Source organism: Flavobacterium sp. AC267, assembly GCF_979258715.1.
Genome location: NZ_OZ409875.1, coordinates 4,420,449 through 4,437,961 on the forward strand (window position 1 = coordinate 4,420,449; position 17,513 = coordinate 4,437,961).

Below are 17,513 nucleotides of genomic sequence, written 5' to 3' on the forward strand. Positions count from 1 at the left end.
TGTAATTTATCTAACTTGAACTTCTATTTTAGCCGAAAGCTGTTTGGCCAGATTCGTTACATAATTGGTAAAAAATTTCGAATCATTAAAACCTTTATCGGCGCTCAACTCCCAAGTCGCGACGGAATAATAACTAATTTCCTTATTATTTTCAACCGTTAATTTTGCTAAATAGGAATCTGTCAATTGTCCCGTTTTTGGTGCTTCGATATACCCTTGATATAAATTTTTTGGAACTAATATCGCGGTTCCCAAGATCCATTGGCGCTCATAGGTTAAATAATCGTGCTGGATCAAACATACCCAGTCTCCAGATTCGATTACCTGAAGCGGATTTTTATTATTCAAATTAGAAATAGTCGCCAGAAAAGTTTCTTTTCCTTTAATACCGTTTATGGAAACTGTGTTTTTATAACCGTACATTCCCGGCCAGATAGAAGCTGTTTCCTGCACCTGATATAAATTTCCTGAGGCTTTCCAGTTTTCATAATGATAACTCAAAACAGAATTTACAGGTCCTTCAGATACAATTTTGAAAGTTGTTTTTTCAACATTATTAATGGTATCATTTAATAAAATTCCGAGTCTGTTAATTTTGTTGTCGATCAATAAAGCATAAGCTCCCAGACCAGCGGAGTTTCCAACAGGAAAAATATCTCTTCCCCAATCGTACATTACATGGTAATTATCTTCAACGGCGCCTTTACTGTTTATACCTACATTTTCCGGCGTTATGCCTGGAAGTTTTTTTCCAAAAACATCTTTAGAATTTCTTCCATCGAGATAATGTCTAAAACCTACTTTATCATTTTCCCAAGTCGGCCCATCTGTCTGGTATTTTTGATAGCCTAATTTTTTATATACTTGATCGGCCATTAAAACCTCTATTGTATCTGGATGAACAGGCAGGTTTTCGGCTTCTCTTTTTCCGAATCGCACACTTGTTTTAACTGTAAATTTCGGATCTGTTTCTGACCATTTTAACTGAACATTCTTTTCTTCCTTTGGCGAAAAATCAGTTGTAAAAAAGATTTCATCCCATTTTCCATCACCATTAAGATCATTTGTTTGTGCTGGAATTGTATCTGTTTTAAAAAGTAATATTGGAAAAGTTCCTTTAGTCCTATTACCGATATTTTCTCTTTTTATTGCAATTGCTTTTTGAGATAAAGCCAGAGAACTAGTGTTTTTCAGAACAATAGCTTTTTCTGAAACATTTTGAGAAACTTTACAACTTGTAAAAAAAGCTGTTATTAAAGTAATCGGAAGATAAAATAACACTGTTTTTTTCATTCTTTCTTATTCTTTATTTAAAAAGAACAATTTAAGTTTTTTTAATTGTTAATACAACACTTAATTATATAAAAACTTTAGCTGGATAACTTCAGTATTATCAAAAAAAAAATGCAGGATAACGAACAACTTTTATCCTGCATCAAAAGGCATAACTCTTTAACCAAGTCTTTAATTAAAAAGTATATGCACGAAAAAATATAAAAAAATAAATAAATTACATTAAAAAATACATCGCCTTGTAATATTCCTGAGATTTTACATTAGGCATTTGCAATTCTGATAGCGAAACTTTCTCATTTGTAAAATCCAGTTTCTTTTTAAAAAATGTTTTCAATTCTTTAAAAATTTCACGGCTTGTTTTTGACTCATCAAACAAAATCAAGTTGTTAATTACGTCCAAGAATGCCAAACTTGCATAAAACTGTTTATTAAATAAACAAACTAGAACATTAGGTCTCTTATTTTCCTGTAAAAAACCAAGCAGTTCCTCTTTACTGTAAACTACATACACAATTCGGTCATAAGGTTTTACCTCCTTTTCGCTATGATCAAAAAAAGTTTTTCATGAAATTCAAATTCATCTTTAAGCTTTCTTTTAAACATTTTTAAGAAGACTCCTTTATTATCCCGCACCAACACTCGTTCTTTCTGCATTTCCTTAGTTTTAAAAGCTATAACAAAATTAGATTGCTAAAAAATTATTATTAGCCCCAAAATGCCAGAAAATAAACAGAATAAGGTTTTTTTTTCTAATCAAATCTTAGTAACTGTAGTGATATTACTCTCAATAAATGCGAGCAGTTCTTCTATTTTACGGCAATGGTATTCTTTTTTTAGAAATAGAAATAATATAATTGTTTCTTTCTTTTACATAGAGAAACAAGCCGTCTTTTGTCGAAATTACCTTTTCAATTTTTGTCCATTTATGAGTTAATGCTCCCAATGGCGAGTGAACACAAATATCAGAATACGTAAATGTTAATTTGTATTTACGGTGAAATTTATCAAACTTTAATAACCTTTTCGACAATTGAAAAACCATATCCGAAATAGTATTAATACAAAAGAATTGAAGTATTATAAAAGCTACAACTAAAACAAGACTGCTTATTAACCACTGCAAGAAATCTGTTTCTAGAATAAAATCAATACAAACTACAAATGTCAAAAGCGTAAGCATGCAAAATACAATTCGCTCTTTAAACAAGTGCTTAAAATACATTTTGTTGAGTTGTTTTATTTCGGAGATATTTAATTGAAACTCTAATAGAAAATTAGCAGATGTCATAATTATTTTTGTTTTCTTGGGTATTACTCAAGAGCAAAAGTATTCCAACATCATTTCATTTGATAGACTTAAAAGTTTTTAAACTATCAAAATAAGACTTTATTACTGCTAAAAATCGTTAAAAATAAATTATAAAAATTATCTCGCTTTTTTACTGATTTTTTTAAACAAACAACTTATAAAATCTGCCTCAAAAAGACAAAAAAATAACACTATAAGACTTTAAAACTTAATGTATTTATTTTATTTTCAAATAGTTAACAATTAACGTTCTTTTATTATTAAGTCTGAAATATTTATTTACTTTTGAATTTAATTTAAAATATAAACAAATATTTTCTTACAATGAACAGGCAGTTAACGGAAGAAAAACTGAAAGAAAAAATTAAGGAGCTTAGTTGTCTTTATGAAATCTCTAAAATCATTTCTAAATCCAATTCTATACATATTCAAACCCTTTATGAAATTATTGTAAGCACAAAAAATGCCTGGTGTTATAATTTAGATGCGGTTGTAGAAATTCATATTCTAAATTATCATCTTTCTACCTCAGAAAAAAGCGAGCCCAGCGTTTTTCAATCTAGCGTTATAAAAATTAAGGATCAAGATTGTGGTCATATTAAGGTTAATTATCCTTCCAGAAAATATATACAGGACGATTTTCAAGAAGACGAACAGAAACTCCTTGATACTATTGCAATAGAAATTGGAAATTATATTGAAAAGTACCAGACATTAGAAAAGAAAGCCGCACTGAGAAGAACAATAGAACGCATGGAGCGCCTTACGCTTCTTGGTGAAATGACAGCCGGAATTGCTCATGAACTGAATACGCCATTGGGCAATATATTGGGTTTTGCAGAATTGATTAAGGAACAAAATAAGGATCCTGATATCGATTCAGATATTTCAATTGTAATAAATTCTGTTATTTACTCGAGGGAGATTGTCAAAAAATTAATGTTTTTTTTCTTGTGAAATGCTGCACAAACTAGAATTACAGGAAATAAAACCGATTATTCTTTTTGCTTTGTCATTTCTAAAATCAAACTTTCAAAAAAAGGGAATCAAACATGAATTGGTTTTTACAAATGAAAATATAGCAGTTAAACTTGACTCTGTTCAAATCACTCAAGTTTTATTTAATTTACTTATAAATGCTATATATGCTTCTCCAGAAAAGAGCACAATTAGGATCATAGTGGATCATGATGGTTTTAATTTATTTCTAAGAATTGAGGATCAGGGAACTGGTATTCCAGAAAATATAAAAGAAAAAAATATTTGAGCCTTTTTTCTCGACTAAACCTGTAAGTTACGGTTGCGGATTAGGCCTGAGTGTCGTTCACGGAATAATCAAGAATCATAATGGCGAAATACAAATAGAAAATAACATTCCGAACGGGACTATTTTTATAATTAGAATCCCTTTACTGTAAAACAAAATGAATTTTAAAAAAAGAAAATATACTTGTTGTAGATGACAATAATGATATGCTGGATTTGGTTCAAAGACAATTGAAGACTTTTAATTATCGTACTTATAAAGCTTCATCTGTAAATGAGGCAATAGAAGTTTTAAAAAATAGTGACATCGATCTGTTAATAAGCGATCTTAATATGCCCGATATTAACAGCTCCCGTTGCTCCCTGTGCTCCTGTTGGTCCTTGTGCTCCAATTAAACCTTGTGGTCCTTGGTTCCCATCGATACCTTTTATTTTTCCAAGATCTGCAGTAGTACCGTCAGTGTATTTGATTATAAGGTGGCTGTCCCCATCAATAGTCATACTGGTTACACCTCTTCCATCTTTTCCATTAGTACCGTCAATACCTTTTATTACTCCCAAATCTGAAGTAGTATTGTCTGTATAGGTAATAATAAGATGTCCAGAAGCATCAACAATAGAAGAAGCAATACCTTTTCCATCCTTTCCAGACAAACCTGGTTCTCCCTTATCTCCTTTTACATGACCAGCATTAATAGTAGTTCCATCTGTATATGTAATAATCAAATCTCCAGCAGGATTAACATTTGTACTAGTAATACCGTTTCCAGTACCTATATCACTGGAAATTGCAATTCTACACCATCTGTCAATATACCAATAATAGTAACCTGGTGTTACATCTGAAACAGTCGCCGTATTAAAAACCAATAAACTGTTTGTATTTCTATTTTTAATAGTTGTACGATCTGTACTTCCCGTTAATGGGACTTGAGGAATCAAAATTCCTTTGTCATTTGCATAAACCTCTAATTGAGCAGAAGGATTTACCTCTACCTTGCCTATTACCGCTTGAGAATAAGCCGAATAACTACCTAAGACGAATAGTAAAGGAAGTAATTTATTTTTCATAGCATTTTAATTATCAATTTCTTTTTTCGTTATTTCAAAATAGAGCATCAATAAATTTTTTACTTCAAAGCCACAAAACAAAACACTAGCAATCAGCAAAATACAATATATTCTATACTTTATTTGAGTGTACAAAGTTCTACCGAAATTGATTCTAGAAGTGCCGGTAAAAGTTTTATTACTTACATTTTAAGGTATTTTTTTAAGTAAATCAAAAAATATAATCCTCATTAATTCACTAAAGCTTACATGTAAAGATTTAATTACCTTGATCAATAAATATTCTTTTTTTTATAAATGGAGGTAAAAAAAACTATTGTAAAAAAAAGTGAGAATAAGATTTCTCACTTTTAAAATTGTTAAAATATTAAAAACCTAAAAATTAGGAAATCCAACAGCAATGCAATATTCAAATGATAATTCACTGATTAAATTGAAAATTATCTTATGATTTTAAAGTTTATGTTTGAGGGATTTTATTTTTGTTTTTTTATTTAATTCCTTTTTTAAGATTTTCCAAAGCTGTATCATTGGAAGTTTTTAACTGCTCGATAACTATTTGGGCAATGCTTTTGGCTCCCAATAGTGACAAATGGGTATCATCTGCTTTTTCTTTATCGTAAAAAGCATTTTCACCTGCTTTAAAATGTAAATGCGACTGTTTCGATTTTTCTGGTCCGTATGACTGCTCTAAAAGCTCTGTATAATATTCTAAATCGATAAATGGGACATTATATTCATGCGCGACTAATCTGGTTTCTAAAGGATAATCACCATGTGTAGGAACTAAAACTCCCTTTTCATTAAAATTACGTCTGGCAATCGAAGTCAATAAAACTGGAACAGCTCCTTTTGCTCTGCTTTCTTTTACAAATCGAATTAAATTATACCTATAAGCGGTATGCGGATTTGTATATCGGGTAGAATCTTCTATTTTTTCATCGTTATGTCCGAATTCGATAAATACGTAATCTCCTTTTTTTAGTTTATTGTAAATTGAATCCCAGCGTTTTTCATTGATAAAACTTTTGGTGCTCCTGCCATTTACGGCTTTGTTGACCACTACAATATTATCTTTAAAAAATGGTACGCAATACCTGTGCCCACCCATGTTCTGGATTACGCTCCGGATCTTTTTTACTTGCCATTGTAGAATCGCCTATAGTGTATAGGGTAGTTTTTTGTGCGAAACAAATGGAGGAGATTAGAAACGTTAGAACGATATATTTTTTCATTTCTGGTTGATTGTGATAATTGTTAATTGTCAATTATAAATTGTTAATTTTTAATTTTTAATTTTTAATTGTTTTGTGGATTCTCTTTGCGGAGACGCACTGCTGTGCGTCTCTACAGTACAATCTGAACCTTTAAACCTTTAAACCTTTGTTACTAGGAACCTCTGTTCCTCTGCACCTCTGCACCTTTGAACCTTTGAGAGTCTACAGGAACAAATTTTTGTGGATTCTCTTTGCGGAGACGCACTGCTGTGCGTCTCTACAGTACAATCTGAACCTTTAAACCTTTGTCCCTCTGAACCTCTGCACTTTGAACCTTTGCCCCTCTGAACCTCTGCACCTCCAAAAAAAACCTATTTTTTCGAAACCGCAGAAGGCACTGTCGCTCTCTGACCTATAAATACATCTGTCATTAAAACGTTTTCTGCATTTTCATTGGATAATGCGTTTTTTGCCGATTTGATTTCGATATTTTTTAAAGTTATGTTTCTGATTTTTTTATCTGGGAATCCCTGAATTACAATTCCAGATTCTGATGCTTTGTCTGCAGGTAATATTCGAAAAATATACATTTGATATATCCGATTGAAAACCTTTGCCTTCTCCGTGATAATTTGCCGTAATGTAAATACAGTCTTCTACTTCGTCTAATTGAATATTGTTTACAAATATATTTTTGATATACCCTCCCCTATCGGCATTGGTTTTTAAATAAATTCCCCTTTTTAAATAACCCGCTGTTTTACAATTTTCAACAAAAACATTCTGAACTCCTGCAGACATTTCACTGCCAATTACGACACCGTGAAGTCCTTTAAAATTGCAATTTCTAATTACTATATTTTCGCTCGGAGTAGCTGTGTTTGCTCTTCCTTCGTGATCTCTTCCTGCTTTTATGGCAACATTGTCATCGCCATTATTAAAGGTTACATTTTCTATTAAAACATCTTTTGCATACTCAGGGTCAATTCCGTCATTGTTATGATTTAAGGATTTGTAACTGATTCCTCGCACTGTAATACTTTGAGATTTTAAAAGATGCAGACACCAAAATGGAGAGTTTTCAATTCGAACATTTTCTACTAAAACATTCTTGCAATTAAAAAACTGGATCATCTGCGGTCTTAAGAAATAACCTTCTCCAAATTTTCTTTCTGCAATTGGAGTATTGTTATGATTCATTTCGTACGTGCGATTTTTGCCTTCTCCTTCTTTTGCCTTAAATGTTTTCCAAATTTTACCGCCTTCTCCATCAATTGTTCCTTCTCCGGTAAGGGCAATATTGGTGCAGTTATTGGCATAAATTAACGGACTGTAATTGTAGAGCATTGTTCCTTCCCAGCTTGTTAAAACCAAAGGCAGATAGTCTTTTGGATTATCGCTGAATTTAATTTTTGCGCCTTTCTCTATTTTCAAATTGACATTGCTGACAAAGTGAATTGGTCCATTAATTTTATAAATTCCTTTGGGTACGATAATGGTTCCGCCGTTATTTTTTTTGCACAATGCCATCGCTTTATCAAAAACCTTTTTGTTATCGGTAACAGAGTCGCCTTTGGCACCCAGTTTCGCTACATTTATCTGATAGGCAGGAATTACCGGCGACTGAATTCTTTTTACAATCGAATCTAATCTGCTTGAAGGGAAATCATTGTTCTGCGAAAATGATGCCCACGAAAGCAATAAAAAAAAGATATATTTTAATTTCATGAATACTGTTTTTTGCTGAACTAATTTGAATACCAATTTGCTGTCTTATCTTTAAGAATATTTTCTATTGTATATTTTCCCGCTTCTTTCTTAGAAAGCTGATGGGACCAGCTTACTCTTTTTGTAGGTTGAAAACCAGCACCTGTACAATTGTACTCTGCATAAAAAGCGTTTTTTTCTGCTTCTGGTTTTGACCAATTTTCCCAGCCTTCAGGTTTAATCTGACTGCCCATTTCGCAATTAATGTAAACTGTTTTAGCATAAATACGCCAAGGTCTGCCCAGATAAACATCTTTTGCTTCAGGGTTTGCAGTGAGTTTACAGTTTTTAAAAACAAACCCAAAAGGAGTTCCTTCTGGTGTCGAAGCGACAGTAATGTAAGAACTTTTAATGCTGTGAATGACACAATTTTCAAGCAATGCTGTCGCACTTCCGAAAATGAAATCGGTTGTTCCTTCAATATAACAGTCTTTAAAATACTGTTTGGCGTCTTTTCCAGAAATATACAAAGTGTCCTGATTTCCTAAAAGATTACAATTTGAAATTTTAGCGCGATTTGCCACAACGGATAATGCAATTGCCTGACCGCGTTCGCCTGAAGTATTTTTAATCGTTAGGTTAGATGCTTGCGAAATCATCTCCTTCTACCAAAAGTGTATAGGTATAAAAAGGTGCTGTTTCGTCCTAAAGCAATTTTGGAGAAGTTATCATCAAAAGTAATTATGGTATTTTCTTTGCTTTCGCCTTTCAAAATAACATTGGTGTTCCATTCTGGAATTCGGACTTTTTCGTTGTAAGTTCCGTTTTTTACCATTATAGTAACTTTCTCATACGGAAACGCCGGACAAGCATAAACGGCATCCTGAATTTTGGTAAAGTCTCCAGATCCGTCTTGTGCAACCGTAATTAAAGTAACATTTTTCTTTTCTGTGGCACCTGCTTTTGTACCGTTTTTTACTGCCCAGTCTGGAAATTTTTTTAAAACTTCTTTTGGTGCTTCAGTATACCAAGAATAGCCGTTTCGTCTTTCTGAACCAATTTGATCCAATGATTTTTTCTTGATTCCGTCACGATCGCAAAAGAATGGTTCGTTGGTTTCCAAGTCCATAAATCTAGCCCAAAGTGGTCGTCGCATTTGTGGCAGGAATCATCTTTTTATCTATAATTTTCCCCGCATCATTCTGCACTCTTTTTTCTTCTAAATTGGTAATTTTTGTTTTTTCAAACCAAGCCACAGCACTCTTTACAGCAGTAACAATTTCTGGTGAAGGCTTTTCAAGAGACATTAAAAGCAATACAATTTTGGCAGATTCATAACCGCTTAAAGAAGCCAGTTCAAAAGCTCTTGCATTTGCCGGCGCGAGTGTAACTTCGTCATGTCAGCGCGCACCAGACTGTTAAAACACCATTTTGTTTGTATTGCGTTTTTAAAATACAGTCAATTCCTTTATAAAATGCTTTTTTAGATTTTTCTACAATTTCTTTTGAAGGTTTAATGCTGTAATAATCCGTTTCATCTGCCACGGCTTTTATTACATTTAGAATATTAACCATCGAATCGTCATTGTACGTTATATGCGTGTAATATCCTTTTTTTAAGGGATAAAACTGAGGCCAGCCGCCGTTTGCATATTGTGCTTCAAGTAAATAATTTAATCCTTTTAAAAAAGAGTCCTTATAGCGCTCGTCTTTTACCTGAGCATACATTTTTGACATGAAAAGCATTTCCTGACAAGTTGCTCCATTATCTGTAGTGGTTTCTTCAGCCGTTTTTTTAAGCGCCGTTAAATCTTTCTTTTGCTTATCTGTTAACTCTTGCTTGCATCTGAATATTTTTTGGCCACCCTCCAATATCTCTTTGGTACAACAAAACATTTTCGGCAATTCTTTTGGCTTCCGCCGAAGCAAACCAAGAGGCATCACTCTTTCGAATAATTTCAGACCAGCTTTTATAAGTGTTTTGAGCTGTAAGTCCGACACTCAGAAAGAACAAAAAAACTAAAGCTGTATTTTTTAATCGAATCATTTTAATGTGTTTTAATTCGTAAGGTATAATTTGAAACTTGTCTAAAACCGTGTATTCAAAAATTTAAAAGCATAATTTGTAAGAAAAATCATTTGCAATGTATTTTTAATCACTTTCTCTATTGAAAATGTATCTTACTATTATTTTTTAAAATTCATTTAATACACGCGATTTATGAAAGCCTTTTTTTTCAAAAAATCAATAAAAGTCGTTTTTCTGCTCTTTTATTTTGTTATTCTAAACCAATCAAAAGTCGCATTTCCAGAATCGTTTTTCACTTCTTCCCCTAAAGCAAAAAGTCCAACTTTTGCTCCAATCCATCTTCCTTCCTTTGCTGTAAAATCTTTTCCTATCGCTTGGTAATTTTTATCGTCTAAACTGTAGAAGAAACTGCAGATTCCTCCTTTTTTAATTTGTACTCTTAAATAAATCGTATTATTTTCAATTACTATTGGTTTCGTTTCTGTTTCTGAAATGGTTTTGTCAAAAGTTCCCGTTTTCTGATTCAGATATAATTTCCCGTTTTCATTTTTAAAACACAAGTAACTATAATCCAATCCCATAATAATGAGACCAGTTGATTCCCCGTTTAATCTGGGATTAAAAGTAAGTTTTGTTGTTGCTGTAAATTCTTCAGCCGGGAATTTTTGAAGCAGTAAATTTGGAGCATTAAAAATATTTTTAGTGGTTGTATTGCAAAACAAATTGAGATAACCCAAACTTGTTGGAAAACCAAAGTTGATTTGTTTGTTTGCCTGCCACTGCCATTGTAAACCTAATTTTGGTGAATTAAATTCATCTGATTCTGCGGGAGTTTCTATTGGATATTTTTTTCCAACATTTGGCTTTTTATAAGTTGTAACAGGTTCGCCAATTCCGTTTTTATCAAAATCCTGCCCCATAACCGGCCAGTCATTTTCCCACTTCATGGGCTGTAAATGCACAATTCGTCCGTATGCTCCTTTATCCTGAAAATGGAAAAACCAATCTTCACCCGTCTGCGTCTGTACCCACGAACCTTGGTGCGGCCCGTTGACAGCAGTTGATCCTTGTTCTAAGACCTTTTTCTTTTCATAAGGGCCAAAAACATTTTTAGATCGCATGATTGTCTGCCATCCCGTTGGTACTCCGCCCGCTGGCGCAAAGATGTAGTAATAATTATTGCGTTTGTAAAATTTTGGTCCCTCGATTGTTCCCTCGCCATCATGTCCGTCAATTACCATTACTTCGTCATTATTCACCACAGTACCTTCTGAATTCATAGTACAAACGACTAATAAACTCTTAATCTGAGCACGACTTCCTGCAAAAGCATGAACCAAGTACGCTTTACCATCAGTATCCCAAAGCGGACTCGGATCTATTAAACCAACTCCTGCTTTTACCAAAAGCGGTTCAGACCACGGTCCTTCTGCTTTTTTGGCTTTGATCATATAAATTCCGAAATCTGGATCTGGGTAATAAATATAAAATTCGTTGTTATGATAATTAATGCTCGGCGCCCAAACTCCATTTCCGTGTTGTACTTTATTGTACGTTTCAAACGGCGACTGTTTCACAAGTGCGTGGCCAATAATTTTCCAGTTTATTAAATCTTTAGAATGTAAAATAGGTAATCCCGGAATACAATTAAAAGAGGAAGCTGTCATATAATAATCATCGCCTGCGCGAACAACATCCGGATCTGAATAATCGGCATGAATAATAGGATTTGTATACGTTCCATCTCCATTATCAGGCACCCAGACTTGTGCAGTATTCTTCTCAAAAGAAAAAATGGAAAGAAGAAAAAGAATAATTTTTATATTTTTCATTTTAATAACAATTTCTTATTTAATTAAACCCGACAGGTTTTTAAAACCTGTCGGGTTTCTATAGCGAGTAAATTTCTTTTTAAAGACCTAACAAGTTTTAGTTTTTTCTAACTTCCGAAAAATAATTTTCGTCTCGTTCTTCGTTTCGTTAAACCTGACAGGTTTTTAAAACCTGTCAGGTTTGTATAGCAAGTAAATTTCTTTTTAAAGACCTAACACGTTTTAGTTTTTTCTCACTTCCGAGAAATAATTTTCGTCTCGTTCTTCGTTTCGTTAAACCTGACAGGTTTTTAAAAACCTGTCGGGTTTCTATAGCGAGTAAATTAAGTTACCATCCTTCGACTTCGCTCAGGAAGACCAGTGCAACATTCAATTTAAACAATTAATAATTAATAAATAACCATTAACAATCAACCTTCAACCTTCAACCATTAACAATCAACCATTAACAATCAACCATTAACAATCAATCATTAACAATCAACCTTCAACAACCAACCATTAACAATTGACAATCAACCATTCACAATTAACCATTAACAATTAACAATTAACAATTAACAATTAACCATTAACCATTAAAAATTATCTATTCAACTCCAAAGTCGCCAAAATAAAAGGACCAGTTGCTTTAGGATCGTTGTCTTTTTTTCTTTCGTTTACATAATAGTCATAAGAACCATCACGATATGGATTGCCGCCTAAACCAGCAACCTGGCGACAATTTGTCAGGGTAATGCTGCCGTCTTCGTCTACTTTTTTGATTAAAACTTTCGTTAATCCGTCAAAAGCTTTGTTGGCGGCTTTTTTAAATTTAGCTGGTAAATATCCTTTGTTCGCTCCTTTCGCAAAAGAATAAGCAAACATAGCCGAACCTGAAGCTTCTAAATAATTTCCTTTTCCATCAACTTTGTCTGTAACCTGATACCACAAGCCCGATTTATCTTGAAATTTAAGTAAAGCCTCAGATACATTGTTTAAATATTTTACCAATTCTTTTTGTTTTGGATGATCTTTCGGCATATAATCTAAAACATCAACCAAAGCCATTGCGTACCATCCTAAAGATCTAGACCAAAAGTTTGGAGAATTTCCTGTTTCTTTATCTGCCCAAGGCATTTGTTTGCTTTCGTCCCATCCGTGGTACAATAATCCTGTTTTTGGATCTGTAGCGTGAAGCTGAATCAACTCAAATTGTTTTGCGATATCATCAAAGCTTTTTCCGTTTTCAAATGTCATTGTATACTGCGCGTAAAATGGTTCTCCCATATACAAACCGTCTAACCACATTTGATTTGGATAGATTTGTTTGTGCCAGAATCCGCCGCTTGCTGTTCTTGGCTGTTCTGCAATTTGCTTACGGATTAACTGCATTGCTTTTAAGTATTTATCTTCTTTTGATTGAGCATAAACATCAAAAAGCAAACGTCCCGGCAGTACTAAATCGATATTGAATTTGTCGAATTCGTATGTTTTAATACTTCCATCAGCCTGAACCAACTCGTCTACATAACCTCTTACGTAAGCTTTATATCTTGGATCTGGATTTTTTTTGTATAATTCTTCGATAGAATGAAGAACTAGAGCGTGTACATAATCCCATTTTGGTTTTTTAGCATCATCCAGCATATATCCTTCTGTATGGCGTTTCATCAAGGTTAAAGCCATTTTATCAGACCACTTCGCGTTCTTTGCAATTACAATATCTTTTTTTGCCGGTTCTTGAGAGGTTACTTTACAACTTGTAATGGTCATAACGCAGATCATCAAAACTGACATCAAATAACTGTGCTTTCTAGTGTTTTTCATTTCAAAATATATTTAAATTCTTTTATTTTTCTAATTCTATTGCGACCAATAAAAATGCTCCAATGCCTATTGCGCCATTTTCTTTTGGTTTTGCCATAAGGTAATATTGGTTGGTTCCGTCGCGAAAAGGTTTTCCTCCTAAACCAACATTCGACGAAACATTCAAAATATTTACTTCTCCTTTTTTATCTACTTTTACAAATTCTTTTACAAAACTGTCAAAAGATTTTTTGGTCGCCGATTTATAACTTCCTGCTAAATAGCCTTTATTAGCTCCTTTTGCAAAAGCATAAATAATCATTCCCGAAGCAGATGGCTCAACATAATTCCCATATATTTCTGATTTATCTGCTACTTGATACCACAGTCCAGATTCACTTTTGTACTGATTTACATTTTTTGAAATCTGATTCAAATACCCCACCAAAACTTTATATTTTGGATGTGATTTCGGAAAATAATCTAAAGTTTCCACCAGCGCCACCATGTACCAGCCAATGCCGCGTCCCCAAATAGTTGGCGAAGTGCCCATTTGTTTATCTGCCCAGCCAATTTCTTTACTTTCGTCCCAAGCCTGATAAACTAAACCTGTTTTTTTGTCTACAAAATGATTTTGAACCAATTCAAACTGCTTTGCAATATCGTCTAAGCTTTTTCCTTTTTCGTACTTCACTGTAAATTGTGTGTAAAAAGGTTCTGCCATATACAAACCGTCAATCCACATTTGATTGGGATAAATCTGTTTGTGCCAAAAGCCGCAGCTCGGCGTTCGAGGCTGACTTTCCAGCTGATTTCTCAATTTTCCTATGATTTGAAAATAGCGTGAATCTTTTGTAATATCATACAAATTGAACAGCAGTTTTCCTGGATTTAAATAATCGATATTGTATTCTTTGATATCATATTTCTTAATATTTCCGGTGCTGTCAATCATTCCATCGACATAATCTTTTATATAATTCAGGTATTTTTTATCGTTGGTTTTTTGATATAATTTTTCAAAACCAGACAATACAAATCCCATTTTATAATCCCATTTCGGTTTATCATTTCCGTCCAGTTGCCAAGCCTGCGGATATTTATTTAAAATGGTAAGTGCTGTTCTTTCCGACCATTTTAATTCGTATGGAATTACAGCTTTTTCTGAATCGTTTTGATTCTGAGCAATACTTTTTCCGCCGAAAACAAGCAGTAAAATAATTACGGTTTTAAGATTAATCTTTTTAGAAAGAGATATACGCATAGGTTATATTGGTTTCATTTTTATTCTAAATTACTTAAAAATTTTATCTAAAAATCGCACTGTGTACGAAATCGTCTGTCCAAACCAAGGCTCGTAAAACCAAAATGAATGAGGTGAATCTGAAATTGTATGTACCTCATTATAGATTTTATTCTCATCCAAAATTTTAATCATATCGTCGCGTCCTGCGTGGAATCTTGGAATACTGCTCGCAGATGTACAAAGTTGGCGGTGTATTTTTATCGGTATGGGTTAAAGCAGAAGCATTTTTCCAGTTTTCTGGAATTTCATCTGATTTCCCGCCCAACCAAAACGCGACCATATCTCCCTCTGATGATTCTGGATGCTTGAATGCTAAAACCCCATCTACATCAATTATCGCATTTACTTTTGAAGAAGATTTACTTTTAAATAATGGATCTTCAAACAACGGATTCTTATTTGTTGTACCAATCAAAGTCGCCATTTGCCCTCCCGAAGAACAGCCTAAAACAGCAATTTTGTTTGGATCTACATTTAATTTAACCGCATTGTCTTTTATAAATTTGATTGCATTTTTGACATCAACAACGCCTGTCGGATATTTTGCTTCTAATGATAATCTGTATTCAATAGCAAAACAAGAATAACCTTTTGTCGCAATTTCTTTTCCTAAAAACTGCATCTGCCCTTTGTTTCCAGATCTCCATCCGCCGCCGTGAATCATAATTACGGCTGGATTCTTTTTCTTTTTTGTATTAATAAATGCATCGAAATGCAAAATTCTTTCTTTTTCCTGATGGTAAACCAGATCAAACTTTTCTTGAACGTCTGCGTTTGGTTTAATTTCTGGAATTGTTATAAAGGGAAACTTCTTAATTAATTTTTCGTAAGTAGTTTTAATGGTATAAGACGTATCTACCTTATACTGCTGGCAATGCGCTAGCAATAACATAAAAGAACAATGCTACAATTAATTTACTTTTTTTCATTTACCTTATAACTTTTCAGTTAAGAAAGGAGTTCAACATTCGTTAAACTCCTTTTTAACCGCTTCAAAAAACTCAAAAAACTATCAAATTACTAATAACCAGGATTTTGAGGAAAATCTTTATTTTGGTTTAAATCTAAAACCGTTTGTGGAATAGGTCTTAAGATTTTAAGCTTGCCATCTATACCAACAAAATTTGCTTCTTTAATTTTATAATTATAAGCCGAAGCTCTTGCTACAAGTGTTCCTGTACGCTTTAAGTCGAACCAGCGGTGGTATTCACCAAGTAATTCTCTGCCTCTTTCGTCTAATATGTAATCGATATTAAATTGTGCTAAAGTTGCATTTGCTACTCCGGCTCTTCTTCTAACTTCGTTTAAACGATCTAAACCTGTTCCTGGATTTCCAGCTTTAAGATAAGCTTCAGCCGCTACTAAATAGGTTTCTCCCAGTCTAGAAAGAATAATATCTCTTGTACTTACCGGACCAGTACTTGATGGCGTCGTTAATTCTGGATCATCAAACTTTTTTACTGGGATCGTATAACAATCTAAGTTTTTAATCAAAGTATGTTCTGCAGAATATTCTCCCCAAGGATGATACACAAAAGTTGATGCTTTTCTAGAAGCATTTGCTGTATTCCAAGCCGTTCTGTCTCTTGCAGTAAACCATTTTGGCTCATAGAAATGTCTTACTTTTAAACTGCTCGCATTTGTACTTCTGTAATACGGATAATACAAGATTAATTTTTTAGTTCCGTTTGACTGCGTTTCCTCGCCTTCAACAATTTCGGTCATAAAAGTAGCTTCCCATCTTTTATCTCCTTTTTCATATAAACCTAATGCATAACCCGTTGGACATAAATTGTAACTTCTTAACGGAGCGCCGCTTTCTGCACCTCCTAAATAAGAACTGAAATAATAAAATTGACTATTTCCAAGTTTTGTAGGATCTGTGCTTGTAGAAGCTTTATCATACTGAACAGAAAAAATAGTCTCTGCGTTCAAATCATTTCCAGGTTTAAATAATTGGTCAAAAGCAACATTCAGAGCTTGCCCTGCAATTGCTAAATCTGCATAAGCGATCGCTTTTGTAAAATCATCTGGAGCGGCGAATGATTCGTAACCTCTTGTTAAATGTACTTTTGCTAATAAATCTTGTACGGCTCTTTTATTTACTTTTCCATTTGCTCGCATAAGATCCTGTTCCAACAGCCGCTAACGATGCTTCTAAATCTGTTATGATTTGTTTGTAGACTTCTTCTGCAGAATTTCTGGTGAAGGATAAAACAGGCGTTGTGAAATTGTCTAAAACAATTGGAACTCCTCCATAAGTCTGAACTAGCAAAAAGTATGCATTGGCTCTTAAATAAAGAGCTTCTCCAACGAGCGTACTGACATTTGCAGTCTGCTCTGTTATTGTAGAATAATATACTGTTTTGTTCACAGCCTGAATCTGCTGATAACATGAATTATACAATTCACCAACATAATCTGACGACGGAATTAAAAGCGTATACTGGCTTAAACCTGCTGGTTCTGGAGATCTTCCTTCTGCATACATATCTGTACCGGCACAAAATAACCACGGACTATTGCTAGTTCCATAAATTCCTTTTAACCAGGCATAGTTAGAATTAACCAATAACTGAAATCCTGATGCGGTCTTGTATGTTTCATCAGCGGGCACGTAAGAACGGCTGTCTTCTTCAATATAATCACTGCATGAACTTACAGAAGCAAGCAATTATTCCTAACATTACTA

General features: G+C 33.6%; 19 protein-coding genes and 1 pseudogene. 4 read left to right on the forward strand and 16 right to left on the reverse strand.

All coding sequences use genetic code 11. The features are described 5' to 3' along the window. Positions 1-6: 6 nt before the first annotated feature. Entirely contained in the window at positions 7-1,293 is a 1,287-nt protein-coding gene (locus ACZZ95_RS23390; RefSeq protein WP_463470910.1) for a DUF4861 family protein, read from the reverse strand. Positions 1,294-2,107: 814 nt separating this feature from the next. After that, positions 2,108-2,476: a YcxB family protein gene (locus ACZZ95_RS23395; protein ID WP_463470911.1), complete on the reverse strand. Its 369-nt coding sequence runs from the start codon at positions 2,474-2,476 to the stop codon at positions 2,108-2,110. A gap of 453 nt (positions 2,477-2,929) precedes the next feature. Between ACZZ95_RS23395 and ACZZ95_RS23400 the strand changes: the two genes are divergently transcribed. The 4 genes from ACZZ95_RS23400 to ACZZ95_RS23415 are packed head-to-tail and all read left to right on the forward strand — an operon-like array spanning position 2,930 to position 4,267. Beyond that, positions 2,930-3,562, forward strand: a complete 633-nt coding sequence (locus tag ACZZ95_RS23400; RefSeq protein ID WP_463470912.1) for a histidine kinase dimerization/phospho-acceptor domain-containing protein — start codon at positions 2,930-2,932, stop codon at positions 3,560-3,562. A 1-nt stretch (position 3,563) separates the two neighbouring features. Then, positions 3,564-3,872 carry an ATP-binding protein gene (locus tag ACZZ95_RS23405; protein WP_463470913.1) on the forward strand — a complete coding sequence of 103 codons (309 nt, stop codon included), beginning with the start codon at positions 3,564-3,566 and terminating at the stop codon, positions 3,870-3,872. A gap of 46 nt (positions 3,873-3,918) precedes the next feature. Continuing rightward, positions 3,919-4,023, forward strand: a complete 105-nt coding sequence (locus ACZZ95_RS23410; protein ID WP_463471758.1) for a hypothetical protein — start codon at positions 3,919-3,921, stop codon at positions 4,021-4,023. A 55-nt stretch (positions 4,024-4,078) separates the two neighbouring features. Beyond that, on the forward strand, positions 4,079-4,267 hold the full coding sequence (locus tag ACZZ95_RS23415; RefSeq protein ID WP_463470914.1) for a response regulator: 189 nt from the start codon (positions 4,079-4,081) through the stop codon (positions 4,265-4,267). Here the strand turns inward: ACZZ95_RS23415 and ACZZ95_RS23420 are convergent. The 14 genes and pseudogenes from ACZZ95_RS23420 to ACZZ95_RS23485 form a co-directional block, all read right to left on the reverse strand. Then, the gene (locus tag ACZZ95_RS23420; RefSeq protein WP_463470915.1) at positions 4,187-4,942 is read right to left on the reverse strand and encodes a hypothetical protein; all 756 of its coding nucleotides are present in this window, start codon (positions 4,940-4,942) and stop codon (positions 4,187-4,189) included. The genes ACZZ95_RS23415 and ACZZ95_RS23420 overlap by 81 nt on opposite strands. A 490-nt stretch (positions 4,943-5,432) precedes the next feature. Further along, a pseudogene (locus ACZZ95_RS23425) lies at positions 5,433-6,177 on the reverse strand (rhamnogalacturonan acetylesterase). Positions 6,178-6,675: 498 nt separating this feature from the next. Next, positions 6,676-7,887: a glycoside hydrolase family 28 protein gene (locus tag ACZZ95_RS23430; protein ID WP_463470916.1), complete on the reverse strand. Its 1,212-nt coding sequence runs from the start codon at positions 7,885-7,887 to the stop codon at positions 6,676-6,678. A gap of 20 nt (positions 7,888-7,907) precedes the next feature. Next, positions 7,908-8,525: a pectinesterase family protein gene (locus ACZZ95_RS23435; RefSeq protein ID WP_463470917.1), complete on the reverse strand. Its 618-nt coding sequence runs from the start codon at positions 8,523-8,525 to the stop codon at positions 7,908-7,910. Continuing rightward, positions 8,522-9,022 (reverse strand): pectinesterase family protein, encoded by a 501-nt coding sequence (locus ACZZ95_RS23440; protein WP_463470918.1) that lies wholly within the window; start codon positions 9,020-9,022, stop codon positions 8,522-8,524. Before ACZZ95_RS23440 ends, ACZZ95_RS23435 begins: the two co-directional genes overlap by 4 nt. Beyond that, complete coding sequence (locus ACZZ95_RS23445) at positions 9,000-9,221, reverse strand: pectate lyase (RefSeq protein ID WP_463471759.1); 222 nt, start codon at positions 9,219-9,221, stop codon at positions 9,000-9,002. Before ACZZ95_RS23445 ends, ACZZ95_RS23440 begins: the two co-directional genes overlap by 23 nt. Positions 9,222-9,261: 40 nt before the next feature. Next, positions 9,262-9,738, reverse strand: coding sequence for a pectate lyase (locus tag ACZZ95_RS23450; protein ID WP_463470919.1), 477 nt, complete (start codon positions 9,736-9,738; stop codon positions 9,262-9,264). Further along, positions 9,689-9,913, reverse strand: a complete 225-nt coding sequence (locus ACZZ95_RS23455; RefSeq protein WP_463470920.1) for a hypothetical protein — start codon at positions 9,911-9,913, stop codon at positions 9,689-9,691. The genes ACZZ95_RS23450 and ACZZ95_RS23455 overlap by 50 nt, the downstream gene beginning before the upstream one ends. Before the next feature lie 224 nt (positions 9,914-10,137). Then, a complete protein-coding gene (locus ACZZ95_RS23460; RefSeq protein ID WP_463470921.1) occupies positions 10,138-11,727 on the reverse strand; it encodes a glycoside hydrolase family 43 protein in 1,590 nt (529 codons plus the stop codon). 585 nt (positions 11,728-12,312) lie between these two features. Beyond that, the gene (locus tag ACZZ95_RS23465) at positions 12,313-13,536 is read right to left on the reverse strand and encodes a glycoside hydrolase family 88/105 protein (protein WP_463470922.1); all 1,224 of its coding nucleotides are present in this window, start codon (positions 13,534-13,536) and stop codon (positions 12,313-12,315) included. Positions 13,537-13,558: 22 nt separating this feature from the next. Next, positions 13,559-14,779 (reverse strand): glycoside hydrolase family 88/105 protein, encoded by a 1,221-nt coding sequence (locus tag ACZZ95_RS23470; protein ID WP_463470923.1) that lies wholly within the window; start codon positions 14,777-14,779, stop codon positions 13,559-13,561. 166 nt (positions 14,780-14,945) lie between these two features. Then, on the reverse strand, positions 14,946-15,713 hold the full coding sequence (locus ACZZ95_RS23475; RefSeq protein ID WP_463470924.1) for an alpha/beta hydrolase fold domain-containing protein: 768 nt from the start codon (positions 15,711-15,713) through the stop codon (positions 14,946-14,948). Between the two features lie 128 nt (positions 15,714-15,841). Then, complete coding sequence (locus ACZZ95_RS23480; protein ID WP_463470925.1) at positions 15,842-16,945, reverse strand: RagB/SusD family nutrient uptake outer membrane protein; 1,104 nt, start codon at positions 16,943-16,945, stop codon at positions 15,842-15,844. Further along, a complete protein-coding gene (locus tag ACZZ95_RS23485) occupies positions 16,920-17,495 on the reverse strand; it encodes a RagB/SusD family nutrient uptake outer membrane protein (protein WP_463470926.1) in 576 nt (191 codons plus the stop codon). Before ACZZ95_RS23485 ends, ACZZ95_RS23480 begins: the two co-directional genes overlap by 26 nt. Positions 17,496-17,513 lie beyond the last annotated feature (18 nt).